We start from the raw sequence: 11,993 nt of genomic DNA, 5'->3' as shown, positions 1-11,993 counted from the left end.
TTCTCATTTTCAGTACAATAAAAACTATAAGTTGAAACGCTGTCTTTGTCAATAATTTTTTTAAGGGAGTAGATATCGTGGAAAGAAAAGATATATTGGATGTAACAATCATTGGTGGGGGACCTGCTGGGTTATATGCGGCTTTCTATAGTGGTCTACGTGAAATGAAGACAAAAATTATTGAGTATCAGCCACAGCTCGGCGGAAAAATTCATGTCTATCCAGAAAAAATGATTTGGGATATAGGGGGAATCACACCAGCGCCGGGAGCCCATGTAATTGAGAAATTGGTAACTCAAGGCCTGACATTTAATCCTGAAGTTGTGCTGAATGAAAAGATTGTGCAAATTGAAAAGTCAGTGGAAGGTCATTTTGTTTTACGAACTGCTTCTGGGACAATTCATTATAGTAAAACAGTGATCTTAGCTACGGGAACAGGGATTTTAAATCCTCAAAAGATTGAGGTTGAAGGTGCAGAACGGTATGAAGTGACGAACTTGAATTACACAGTAAAGTCTCTGGGGCGTTTCAAAGGAAAAGACGTTCTCATCTCAGGCGGCGGCAATGCGGCTATTGACTGGGCGAACGAATTGCAACCGATTGCGAAGAACGTATTCTTGACCTATCGAAAGGACAATTTGAATGGGCATGAAGCGCAAGTGCGGCAATTGTTAGAGGGAGGAGTGACTTGCTATTTCAATACAAATATCTCGCGTTTTATTGCATCTGATGATCATAGCTCGATTGAGTCAGTGGAGCTGCAGCACAATGAAGACCAAACCATTATTACAGTACCTGTAGATGAAGTAATCATCAATCATGGATATGAGCGAGATACCTCATTGATTGGTGACCAGCAACTCGGGATTCAATTGACGGAACATAAGCAAGTCGCTGGAACTTGCATGAGTGCCACGTCTGTAGACGGAGTCTTTGCAGCAGGCGATGTGCTGAGTCACGATGGGAAGTTGCATTTAATTGCCGGAGCATTCCAAGATGCTGCAAATGCAGTGAACTGTGCAAAGATATATATAGATCCAGAAGCGACTGAACACGGTATGGTTTCTTCTCATAATGAGTTATTTAAGGAGCGGAACCGTGAGTTGGTGAAGCAACTGATCTGACGCGGCTCAGCGAGCGGGTAGTAAGCCAATGCGTCAAAAGACGATTGAAGGCTTCAGGTTGTGCAATTGGAAACCCATGTCCGACATCTGAAATGAGAAGCGACTGGCAGTTGTTGAACTGAGCGAGCCGTGAAACGGATTTTATCACACTTCGCGACTCCTTAGTTCCAGCTGTTGCCAAAATGCGTGTTGTGCTGCTTTCCAAATCTTCGGAAAGCGAAAACGACAGGTTTTCTTGTATCATTTCAATCAACGTGCCAGAACTCATCTGCAAGCTTGTAGTGTAATAGCGTTCAAAAAACTCCCGATCCAAATAGAGTTGTTTCGCTTGTTGCCTGGCAAATTGACGGTTTTGGATGAGTGGATAAGTGAGCTTAATCATTGGCTTGACGAAAGGGACGGCAAATTTCATTGGCGTAAGCAACGCGCTATTGATCATTGCGGAGTGAATAAAGTTCGGTGCAAGACGAATCATTTCCAGTCCAATTTGCGCACCAATGGAAAATCCGACAATGTGTATACGTTTGCTGCCTTGCTTTTCTTCAAGCAGTTCCAACAGTTCTACAGCATTTTGATGTATGGAGAAAGAGGTTTTATCGCTTCTTTCACCATGTCCTTGAAGCGTGGGAACGAGAATATGGTAGTTACTGAATTTCGGAATTTGTTGATCCCACATCCAACCGTCCACGCCGCCTCCGTGGATAAACAGTAGAAGTTCACCATTTGAATCACCAGCCTCTTTATAGTGAAGAGCCATTTTGCCGTCACCCTTTCAATTTACGTAGTTTGAAGTTTCTCTATCCGTTTCACAAGCTTTTCTTTCCAAACATCCGCCAAGGCATCCACTGCTACTATCCGTTTCATTCCATCCAGATCATTCGGTCGATGAAAATAAATTTCATTCGCATAGAGTATAGAGACACCATTCGGGTCGCGTTCCAATAAAGTAATGGATGAGTCATCGCGCACCATTCCTTCCCCCAGCACCCGACATAAATAACCTGTGAATCCAGTGTCCACGATCTTCTTCATGAGAGTAGGCAAGCCGGTTCGTTTATTGATCGTACTGCAAGGAACCCGGCCTTGTGTTACTTGTAGCACGGCTTCTCCTACCCGAAAAGTATCTCCAATATACACTTCATTTTCGAGCATGCCTGAGATAGTCAAATTTTCCCCAAAAGTAGAAGAGGGTAGAGTACAGTTGTATTCATTTTCCCAATGCGGATAATGCTCAGCAGGATAGATACAAACTGCACGATCCGGTCCTCCGTGATGTTTGGTATCTGCAATGCCATCCCCCCGAAAACCATCTATAGAAAGAAATGCCTCTCTAGAAGGCTGTTTGCAAATTGCACTGATGTAATCTTGTCCTTTAGAAGTCTGTAATTTTTTCGGGAGGCCGATGGATAAAGTAATCAGTTTCCGTGTACTCGGTTCAATCATGATATCACTCTTTTCTCTTATGTATAACTTATATCCTACCATACAAATAGTAGGGCATTTATATTATTCAGATATTTAATTATGATATTAAATTTCAATAATAAAAAATGGGCTATCGGTTAGATAGCCCACCAGTCTTATAGAATATCCAGTTGTACGATTAACGCTAAGAGAATTTGTAGCAATAGCTGCAAAGAAATCGCTACGTCAGTGTCTACTGTTGTGACTTCAATATTACGGCTATTTTCAATGATGAGTTTTTGGCGGTTCGTCTGTCGAATCTGAGCTCTCTCCAATAATTCTGCTGTCACTTTCTCTGCACGTGTACCGTCTGCAATTGAGATATTTACAACAAATGCAATGGCTACTTGTAGTGCAGCTTGTAAGGATACTGCGACCTGTGTGTCCGTCGTACTAACCATGACATCGCAAGAATCTCGAATGACGATGACCTCGTTGGAAAACTGGTCAATGTCAGAAATTACATCTGCGTCGGCTCCTGTATTGTTTGAGTCATTGGAACAAGGGGCGCAAGGGTGTTTTGAAGACGTGTCTAATGCAGACCATCTTTCTTCTTCGTGTTCGTAGTGGTGGCTCATGGGTTCATCCCTCCTCTCTCTCTCTATTACATGCGTTGGAAATCTCTTAAGCTGAACGAAACGTCTATTTTTATTGTCCCTGACCATCCTCATTATTTTCATTTTCACTCTCTTTCTTTGTTGTTTTTTTCAAAAGAGCTTCTCTGAGTGGATTTGATTTCAAGTCCGTTGCATTTTCTGTTTCGGTAATTATTTTTTGTGAATTTTTTTCTTCTAAAAATTCCTCTACCTGTGTCTTTAATTGCTCTACAGTTTGCTTAAGTTTTTCTTTTTGGACCTCTGTAAGGCGTTGCTTTGTTTCCTCTGTACTAACTTTATTCTTGGTAAATAAGTCTGAAACAAAAAGTTCCATTAACTGATTTGACAGCCCATAGAGTTGGTCGCGATTATTCTTCTTCTCCAATTCATTCACCTCCTATTGCATTTACTAATATGTATACTCTACTTTGGAGGAAACGGCAGGGCGTCTGCTGGCAACTGTATTAGAATGAAAGGGTTTCTTTTTAAAATGAATATCTGCTATACTAGTAAAATATTGTTGGAATATTCTGAATAAATAAGAGGAGTGAGCATGCGTAATATTGGAAATCAAATTCAATATCAGATTTACATGACAATGCAAAATCCTGATCCAAACAGATTGCCAGTCACATATGAGGAATGGGAGAAACTCGCAAGAGAAAAGTTGCAAGATGGTCCTTTTTATTATATTGCTGGTGGCGCTGGCGGAGAACAGACAATGCAATCCAATTTGAAAGCATTTACACATTGGCAACTCGTGCCTCGAATGTTGAACAATGTGGATGATCGTGATTTATCTATTGAACTATTTGGTAAGACATATCCTTATCCTGTATTTCATGCCCCAATTGGTGTCCAATCAATTATTCATCCAGACGGTGAAAATGCCTCCGCAAAAGCATGTGCAGAGTTAGGTATCCCATATATCGCAAGTTCAGCAGCTTCTGTCTCTATGGAGAAGATTGCTGAAGTGATGGGTGATGCCCCTAAATGGTTTCAATTATATTGGAGCAGAGATCCAGACATAGCGGCCAGTTTTTTTAAGCGTGCAGAAGCCTCAGGCTATTCGGCGATCGTCGTGACACTCGATACGCCGATGATGGCATGTCGAGAGTATGATTTGAAAAATATATATTTGCCGTTTTTGGCGGGGGAAGGAGTGGGAAACTATTTCTCAGATCCAGTATTTTGTGCAAAACTGGAAAAATTTCCAATTGAAGTTCCGCAAGCCGTCATCCTACATTGGACAAAGATTTTTGGAAACACGAGCTTAACATGGAAGGATATTAATTTCTTAAAAAGGAACATACGAGTTTGCCAATTATTTTGAAAGGCATTCTTCACCCTGCGGATGCACAGCAAGCAATGGAGTTTGGAGTAGATGGCATCATAGTTTCCAACCATGGCGACAGACAAGTAGATGGAGCAATCGGAGCATTGGAAGCGTTGCCTGCAATTTGTGAAGTTGTTCAAGACCGAATCCCTGTACTGATGGATAGTGGAATTCGTCGAGGATCAGATGTGATCAAAGCGATAGCACTCGGGGCGAAGGCAGTTTTGGTCGGGAGGCCGCATATGTATGGACTCGCTGTTGCGGGACAGCAAGGCGCGAAAGAAGTACTTCAAAATATAGTTGCCGACCCTAGATATCACTCTAGGACTTGCAAGATCTAATTCAGTCAGAGAGTTGGATGTGGACATATTAAGATAAAAAACCTTCAAAAACATAAGGCTTTTGAAGGTTTTTCTGGATACTTACGACAAATAGGGTGGATGCTAGCCAGTATCCACCCTATACTGATTAGATAATTCATCCAATCAGTATGCTGAAATATATACCAATGAAAGGAAGGTGAGAGGGTTTGGGGTTTACAGGACTATTATTTTTATTCATGAGTATGCTTATGGTAGCTGTGCTCTTACTTGCAGTACACCTACATAAGAATCATGGTGCAGGACCAAGACCATACATATTTTCAGTTCTCAGTCTTAGCCTGCTTTTACTCAATGTGCTGCTCTTTATCATCATGTTATTTACGGTGGTTCCTGATATAGTTGATCGATTGTTTTTCCTCTATGGGAGCATCGTATGTGGGATGGGAATTATAGCCACATTTTTTGAAGTAAGGAATAACAAAATCTTCGCATTAGCTACAGCGACCGTTACGTTAAACAGTTTATTAGTCCTGCTGCTTGTTTTAGCCATTTCGGGCATGTAAATGACTCGTAATGCTGTATAAAGGAAAAAGGGTATCACAAAAGATAGCCCTTTTTTATAGAATTTTAAATTGCGATTACGACCAGCCAAAAAATATGGATACACATAACGGCTATATACAGGAACAAGGCGGTCGTCAAAGAAATACGCAATACTATGCCTGACTTACTGATCGTGATTATATATAAAAGTAGTAAAGGCAGCCCTAATTTGACAATGTAGAACATTGGGATGCTTTGCTCATACAGCAACGCAACGAGTACATTTGCTTCTTGGATATGACCGGAACGAATGCCATAGTCGGTGAATACAGCATCTAATAAACATAAACAAACTAATAGAAAGCCGGCATTCAGTAACCGGTTCTGTTGGATGGGCAAGTCTTTTACGGTATTCATTTAATTCGCTCCTAACATACATTGTAAATAAGTAGGATGTGTCAAAAGCGGGCGATTTATTCACACGAATTGATGCCGTTAAATAAATAGGATGGATTGAAAAGATGCCTGGTAGTTATCCTGCATCTTTTTTGTGTTTATTTGCTTTTCTTAAATAAAAAATGTATAGTACATTACAACAGTAATGTACTGGGTAACCAGAAGGTGGTGAAGCTCTTGCTGGAGATGGATGGGGAAAAACCAATTTATGTACAGATAGCAGAATGGCTGGAGAGAGAGATTATTGACGAAACACTGAAAACAGATGACAAAGTATATTCACAATACCAGTTGGCGGAGCTTTTTAATATTAATCCCGCGACTGCCGGGAAGGGGCTGACGATTTTGCTGGATGCGGAACTCATTTATAAAAAGCGCGGCCTTGGTACATTTGTGTCGGCAGATGCACGAAAGAAGTTGTTGGCGAAAAGAAAAGATCGGACATTACGCCGTCTAGTACATGAGCTGCTCGACGAAGCAAAATTATTAGGCATAGAAGAAGAGCAGCTTTTCCAATTAATTCGGGCAGAGCGAAAGGAGAGACTATGATGCAAACTGTTACACTACGAGACGTGACGAAAAAATATCGATCCCTCACCATATTGGATAAAGTCAATCTGGACATTCGGGAAAGCGTCATTACTGGCGTGGTAGGACGAAACGGTGCGGGGAAGACGACGCTGCTGAAGATGATTGCAGGCTTTATGAAAGAGTCTAGTGGCGAGTTGAGGGTGTTTGGTGAGCGTCCTTTTAACAGTCTCTCCGTCTCTGCAAATATGATTTTTATTGATGATCTGATGGGATTTCCAGACTCTTTGACGTTGGGTGATATTTTAGTAGAGTGCGAACGTTTTTATGCGAATTGGGATGGAGAACTAGCTAAACGATTATTGGAGTACTTTTCCTTACCGCTAATTTTGAATCATCGGGTGCTATCTAAAGGGAAGCGCAGTACATTTAATGCAGTTGTCGGGATTGCAGCACGTTGTCCGTTGACGATGTTCGATGAGCCAATTACAGGAATGGATTCGGCTGCGCGCCGAGATTTCTATCGGGCATTGTTGAAAGATTATATTGCACATCCGAGGACAATTTTATTATCAAGCCACCATGTGGAAGAGATGGAAGACATTTTGGAAGATATTTTACTGATCGATGGGAAAGGTATCGGGTTTCATGGTCCCATCACTGAGTTGCAAGAAAAGTTCTTATTACTGCAAGGGAAACTAGAGGTATTGGAGAAGTATGCCAATAAATATGCAGTCATTCACCGTTCTTCAGCTGGTCCAATTTCTGAATGGATTGTTGATAGTGAACACACAGAAGCGGAACTAAAAGAATTGAAGCAAGCAGGCATCCGTATTTCAGCAGTGTCGGCGAGTAATGCATATTTAGCGATGACAGGTCAGACGAGAGGAGGGGTGGATGATGTTTTCAACGCAATGGAGCGTGCATGAGCTGGCGAAGCGCCAGTTTTTATTCAAATTTAACGCCAATGGACCGATTTTCACGATGTTGATCGTGTTGCAGATCATTTCTACAGTGTTCTTAAGCGGTGCATCTACTTCTACCTCTTCGTACGAGGACGGGGACACACTACTATCGTTTAACTATGCGAATGTATCTAATGATGGTCAGGTAGGGTTGACGTTGTTTTGGGCATTTATCGTAGGCTTTTTGCTAACTTCCGCTGCCCAGCGAAATGAATCCTTTGCCTTTGTGACGAATCGTTTGACCTTTCAGCTGGCCAACTTCTATTTCTTCTGTATGGCAGCGCTAATTGGCGGTGTGACGACAGTTTTGCTAGGATCGGTTATGAAAATTGTTGCGATTTTCAATGACAATGCCATCATTGAAACGAGTGGCTTATTTTCGACTCCTTTAAACTTCTTTTCGCAAATTATTGCGATGACGGCCTATACATTGCTGCTCATGCTTGTAGGCTATACACTTGGCACATTCATTCAGTTCAGCAAGCTATTCATTGCGCTGTTTGCTATGATCTGGATTGCCTTTACGCAAGTATCATTCGGCAGTGACAGCAACGGTTTATTAAATTTCTTTTATGGAGAGACTTCTATTCTACTATTCATATTGAAAGTTTTGATTGCCATAGCGCTATTATTCGGTGTAAGTTTTTGGGTGACGAATCGGTTGGAGGTGAGAAATCCATGATGATGTTTGCAATCGTGATGCCCATCCTTTTGATAATAGGTGTACTGACGATTATGATGGTAGTGAAAAGTATGGGTAATGTGCGAGTGAAAAAGAAGTTTCATCACAAGCTGATCATAGGGTATGTTGCGTTGCTGGTTATCGTGTTGATAGTGGCAGAAATAATGGTACAGAATCATCAAATGGAGCCACCGCCGACAGTAACATCGAGCGAGGCTGGGTTCGACTTGAGATACGCGATCGATCAGGGGGCACCTATCCCGGAACGCCTGATTGCGGCTCAAAGAACGCATGAAGTGGAAGGAGAGTTCTCGATACCCAAATTCTATAGACACGCATATATTCTAATTGAGCGAACGCCGGAAGAAAGCAATACAATTGAAGAAACAGTCTATAAGCCTGAATTACTGACAGGGTTTGATGAATCAGGTGGGATATATTATGATTTATCAGATCAACTGCAAATCGAATTGCCAATTTGGGACAGTCATTCTATGTCTGTGCCAAAACAACCGATAAATAAAATTCAGTATACGTTTTATCACGACTCGAATATGTTGAATCAATTCACCGGGGTACAAAATCACGGCTATAGTTCAGGTATGGTTTCAGGCGTGATAACCATTCACTTAGTCATACCCGAGTCGGTTGAGTTGGATATTCAGGAAACGGGTGACGAATACGGCGATTATATAGAATTCCTTTGACAACAAATAAAACCTGTCCGTAGCTCATACAGCCATGGACAGGTTTTATTTTACCCACGTTCGATCGGCATTGAACAACATCTGAAAGAGCCGCCGGATTTGATAATCTCGGAGAAATCGACCTCTATGACATGGAATCCATTTGCGCGTAATGCCATGTTGACCTGATGATTTTGTGGCAGGCTAAAGACGTGCCCTTTACCGATTGAGAGTACATTTGTGCCGAGTGAAAACTGCTCGTCTGCCGATACTTCAATCAATTGGTATGAAGCGGCGAGCTCCTTGAGTGTTTCCCGGTCGAATGCAGATGGAAAAATAAGCGCCTTCTCAGGTGAGAGAATATTGAATACACAGTCAAGATGCAAATAGCGCCCGTCAAAAGGTACGCGTTTAATTTTGTAATCGGGCAACTTCTTTTCAAGCTGGTTAATGGCTTCTTTTGACGTACGGCTGCTGATTCCGACATAGACGGTGCCTCGATCAACGATAATATCGCCGCCTTCCATCCGCTCCGTTGCAGATTGATAGGGGACATCTTCCTCTGACAACCATTCTTTGAGCGGCGCCTCTTCCCCTTTTCGGATATCCGCTGCCAAGTCGGCGATGAACACTTCATCTCCAATCGTAAATCCAATATCCCGCGTGAAAACTTGCTCAGGAAATTCAGAAGAAGCAGGTAGTGTGATGACTTCTACATCATGCTCTTTCAGTAATTCTTCAAATTGGGCGTGTTGTTTCATTGCACGCTGCTTATCGATATTTTCATCTTCATACTGTTTTTGTACTTCGTTGATGGCTTCTTCAATCGCCATAAATTTCGGCGGGCATAGGATCACCCGGCGCAATGTATCGTATTCTGTTATACATTTTATAGTGGATGTTTTTTGTGCATGAGCTACCAATGTTTGTGTACCTCCCATTTTGTGAAACTTCCTTTCTATTCCCTCAATTTTGATTGGGTAAACATTTTCTGACGAATGGAATAGGTTGTTCAAATGATTGGCGGAGGGGGAGCATCACAAGTCCTAATTCAGTATGACCATTGAAGTTTATGGTAAAATTAAGGTACTACAAATGAAAGGTTGATTTCGACTATGCGAAATTCTACTGTAAAACTGACTGCTTTATCTTCCAAAGGGGGTTGTGGCTGTAAAATTGGTCCAGCTGACCTTGCTGAAGTATTACATACACTGCCTCCTGGTTTAACGGATCCCAATTTACTTGTAGGGCTTGACACAAGTGATGATGCGGGAGTTTATAAATTGAATGACACAACAGCTATCGTTCAAACATTGGACTTCTTCACACCAATCGTCAATGATCCGTATGATTTTGGACAAGTGGCGGCAGCAAATGCGATCAGTGACGTCTACGCAATGGGCGGCAAACCGATCACAGCATTGAACATCGTGGCATTTCCGATCCATACATTGGAACGCAGTATATTGACGGAGATTCTACGGGGAGCAGGCGATAAACTGAAGGAAGCGGGCGCCGTGTTGGTTGGCGGACATTCCATTGACGATCAAGAACCTAAATTCGGCATGCAGGTGACAGGTACGGTTCATCCTGATAAGATCCGGACGAATGCAGGGGCTAAACCCGGGGACCGTTTAATTTTGACGAAACCAATTGGCGTGGGCATCATGACAACTTCATTGAAGAATGAATTATTGACGGAAGAAGAAATCACCCAGGTCACGAACGTCATGACAACGCTCAATAAAACAGCTGCTGAAGTGATGGATGGCTACAGTGTACATGCATCTACCGACGTGACGGGTTTTGGATTGCTTGGACATGCGTCCGAAATGGCGAAAGGCAGCAGCGTATGCTTGCGTATCAATAGTGAAAAAGTGCCTGTCTTACCCCGCACAAGAGAATTGGCGGAAGCGGGTTCTGTGCCGGGCGGAACGAAAAATAACTTTGCTCACTTGGAAGGCGTTGTCGACTATCCAGAGTCGATGGATCAAGTAGACAGATGGATTTTATGTGATGCAGTAACTTCAGGCGGCTTGCTAGTTTCAGTTGCAGGCGAGGAAGCTGATCACCTTCTAAAACAATTACGCGAAGAGGGCGTGGATGCGCATTTGATTGGAGAAGTGACCGGTGAGCAAGACGGCCGAATTATCGTGCAGTAATTCAAGGAGATGGTGAAGGACATGGTACGGGATATTACATTGACAGATGCATTGGATTTACAGAGAACAAAAGCACATATATTAGTCGATGTCCGCTCGCCAAAAGAGTTTGAAGAAGCCACTATTCCAGGCAGCTTAAACATTCCTATTTTTACAGATGAAGAACGTGCCGAAGTAGGTACATTGTATAAGCAGGTTGGCAAGCAAGCGGCAATGGATCGAGGATTAATGATTTTCTCTCGGAAACTTCCATCATTTATCAAAGCATTTCAGCAAATTGAATCACCAATCACTGTCTTTTGTTGGCGTGGCGGCATGCGAAGCAAAACGGCAGTAACGGTACTTGAATTGATGGGTATACGCGCAAATCGTATAATCGGTGGGATTCATACCTACCGACAATGGGTAATAAAACGTCTCGGGGAGCCATTTACTCCTCAGTTGCTTGTGTTAAACGGCTATACAGGAAGCGGTAAGACGAAGATTCTGCATAAACTAAGGGAAGATGGCTACCCGGTGATTGATTTGGAAGGGATGGCAGGACACCGTGGCTCGATTTTTGGGCAAATTGGTGTAAAGCCGAATAATCAAAAGCGATTTGAAATGCTATTGGCCGAGAAGTTAGTGGAGTATGCGGATCAGCCATATGTATTTATCGAAGGGGAAAGTAAACGGATCGGCCAGGTACATATGCCGCCAGAGTTATATGAGAAAAAAGAACAGAGTTCGCAATGGATCATCCAGCTGCCGACAGCTGTACGTGTAGAAGAAATCCTTTCGGAGTATGAGCCGGATAAAAATCCTTCCAAGTTTTTAGAAGCGTTCGAGCTGATTCGAAAGCGAATTCATCAGCCGATTGCTATGCAAATCCAAAATGATTTAGAAAACGGCCGATTTGCTGAAGCAGTTGAACAGTTGTTGACTTATTACTACGATCCACAATATGAACATTCCGTTGCACGTTTTGCGAAGTCGGGTGAACATGTGATTCAGGTCGATACTGTGCAGGAAGCGTATGAAGAATGTTTGAAAAGGTATAAAGAACTGGCGAAGTAAGAGGCTAAATTAAGGGACAATTTGTTTTGGACTGCCTTTTGAAGTTGTAGTGGGCGTGCTTGGTGAGTTCCT

At 42.4% G+C, this 11,993-nt stretch carries 16 protein-coding genes; 10 read left to right on the top strand and 6 right to left on the bottom strand.

Translation table 11 applies throughout. The features are described from left to right. Window positions 1–77: 77 nt before the first annotated feature. A complete protein-coding gene (locus tag MKX97_RS17600) occupies window positions 78–1,124 on the top strand; it encodes an NAD(P)/FAD-dependent oxidoreductase (RefSeq protein WP_342536596.1) in 1,047 nt (348 codons plus the stop codon). On the opposite strand, the gene MKX97_RS17595 is transcribed toward MKX97_RS17600, so the two are convergent. The 4 genes from MKX97_RS17595 to MKX97_RS17580 all read right to left on the bottom strand — a co-directional run bounded on the left by MKX97_RS17595 (window position 1,084) and on the right by MKX97_RS17580 (window position 3,569). Next, window positions 1,084–1,881 carry an alpha/beta hydrolase gene (locus tag MKX97_RS17595; RefSeq protein WP_342536595.1) on the bottom strand — a complete coding sequence of 266 codons (798 nt, stop codon included), beginning with the start codon at window positions 1,879–1,881 and terminating at the stop codon, window positions 1,084–1,086. The two genes, MKX97_RS17600 and MKX97_RS17595, sit on opposite strands and share 41 nt — an antisense overlap. A gap of 20 nt (window positions 1,882–1,901) precedes the next feature. Beyond that, window positions 1,902–2,567, bottom strand: a complete 666-nt coding sequence (locus MKX97_RS17590; RefSeq protein ID WP_040759990.1) for an MOSC domain-containing protein — start codon at window positions 2,565–2,567, stop codon at window positions 1,902–1,904. Window positions 2,568–2,704: 137 nt separating this feature from the next. Continuing rightward, window positions 2,705–3,166, bottom strand: coding sequence for a spore coat protein (locus tag MKX97_RS17585; protein WP_040759989.1), 462 nt, complete (start codon window positions 3,164–3,166; stop codon window positions 2,705–2,707). Window positions 3,167–3,236: 70 nt separating this feature from the next. After that, on the bottom strand, window positions 3,237–3,569 hold the full coding sequence (locus tag MKX97_RS17580) for a hypothetical protein (protein WP_040759988.1): 333 nt from the start codon (window positions 3,567–3,569) through the stop codon (window positions 3,237–3,239). A 168-nt stretch (window positions 3,570–3,737) separates the two neighbouring features. Between MKX97_RS17580 and MKX97_RS17575 the strand changes: the two genes are divergently transcribed. The 3 genes from MKX97_RS17575 (at window position 3,738) to MKX97_RS17565 (ending at window position 5,406) form a co-directional block, all read left to right on the top strand. Then, window positions 3,738–4,517, top strand: coding sequence for an alpha-hydroxy-acid oxidizing protein (locus tag MKX97_RS17575; RefSeq protein ID WP_342536594.1), 780 nt, complete (start codon window positions 3,738–3,740; stop codon window positions 4,515–4,517). Next, window positions 4,502–4,861 carry an alpha-hydroxy-acid oxidizing protein gene (locus MKX97_RS17570; protein WP_340760743.1) on the top strand — a complete coding sequence of 120 codons (360 nt, stop codon included), beginning with the start codon at window positions 4,502–4,504 and terminating at the stop codon, window positions 4,859–4,861. The genes MKX97_RS17575 and MKX97_RS17570 overlap by 16 nt, the downstream gene beginning before the upstream one ends. A 188-nt stretch (window positions 4,862–5,049) precedes the next feature. Further along, window positions 5,050–5,406 (top strand): hypothetical protein, encoded by a 357-nt coding sequence (locus MKX97_RS17565; RefSeq protein WP_342536593.1) that lies wholly within the window; start codon window positions 5,050–5,052, stop codon window positions 5,404–5,406. Window positions 5,407–5,470: 64 nt separating this feature from the next. On the opposite strand, the gene MKX97_RS17560 is transcribed toward MKX97_RS17565, so the two are convergent. Next, a complete protein-coding gene (locus MKX97_RS17560) occupies window positions 5,471–5,803 on the bottom strand; it encodes a DUF5658 family protein (protein ID WP_340760738.1) in 333 nt (110 codons plus the stop codon). 225 nt (window positions 5,804–6,028) lie between these two features. On the opposite strand from MKX97_RS17560, the gene MKX97_RS17555 reads away from it, so the two are divergent. Genes MKX97_RS17555 through MKX97_RS17540 form a run of 4 tightly spaced genes read left to right on the top strand, consistent with a single transcriptional unit; the run spans window position 6,029 to window position 8,724 of the window. Next, a complete protein-coding gene (locus MKX97_RS17555; RefSeq protein ID WP_340760956.1) occupies window positions 6,029–6,391 on the top strand; it encodes a GntR family transcriptional regulator in 363 nt (120 codons plus the stop codon). Beyond that, window positions 6,388–7,299 (top strand): ABC transporter ATP-binding protein, encoded by a 912-nt coding sequence (locus MKX97_RS17550; RefSeq protein WP_009499236.1) that lies wholly within the window; start codon window positions 6,388–6,390, stop codon window positions 7,297–7,299. Before MKX97_RS17555 ends, MKX97_RS17550 begins: the two co-directional genes overlap by 4 nt. Next, a complete protein-coding gene (locus MKX97_RS17545) occupies window positions 7,268–8,017 on the top strand; it encodes a hypothetical protein (RefSeq protein ID WP_342536592.1) in 750 nt (249 codons plus the stop codon). The genes MKX97_RS17550 and MKX97_RS17545 overlap by 32 nt, the downstream gene beginning before the upstream one ends. Beyond that, window positions 8,014–8,724, top strand: coding sequence for a hypothetical protein (locus tag MKX97_RS17540; protein WP_340760732.1), 711 nt, complete (start codon window positions 8,014–8,016; stop codon window positions 8,722–8,724). Before MKX97_RS17545 ends, MKX97_RS17540 begins: the two co-directional genes overlap by 4 nt. Before the next feature lie 50 nt (window positions 8,725–8,774). On the opposite strand, the gene MKX97_RS17535 is transcribed toward MKX97_RS17540, so the two are convergent. After that, window positions 8,775–9,644: an arginine deiminase family protein gene (locus MKX97_RS17535; protein ID WP_009499231.1), complete on the bottom strand. Its 870-nt coding sequence runs from the start codon at window positions 9,642–9,644 to the stop codon at window positions 8,775–8,777. A 174-nt stretch (window positions 9,645–9,818) separates the two neighbouring features. On the opposite strand from MKX97_RS17535, the gene selD reads away from it, so the two are divergent. Beyond that, window positions 9,819–10,865 (top strand): selenide, water dikinase SelD, encoded by a 1,047-nt coding sequence (gene selD / locus MKX97_RS17530; RefSeq protein ID WP_340760729.1) that lies wholly within the window; start codon window positions 9,819–9,821, stop codon window positions 10,863–10,865. 21 nt (window positions 10,866–10,886) lie between these two features. Beyond that, window positions 10,887–11,921, top strand: a complete 1,035-nt coding sequence (gene mnmH, locus MKX97_RS17525; RefSeq protein WP_340760728.1) for a tRNA 2-selenouridine(34) synthase MnmH — start codon at window positions 10,887–10,889, stop codon at window positions 11,919–11,921. Window positions 11,922–11,993 lie beyond the last annotated feature (72 nt).

The organism is Sporosarcina sp. FSL K6-3508 (assembly GCF_038615825.1).
GTDB classification, from domain to species: domain Bacteria; phylum Bacillota; class Bacilli; order Bacillales_A; family Planococcaceae; genus Sporosarcina; species Sporosarcina newyorkensis.
The sequence above is the reverse complement of the archived record's forward strand: the minus strand, read 5'-3'. Positions and strand labels throughout refer to the sequence as shown.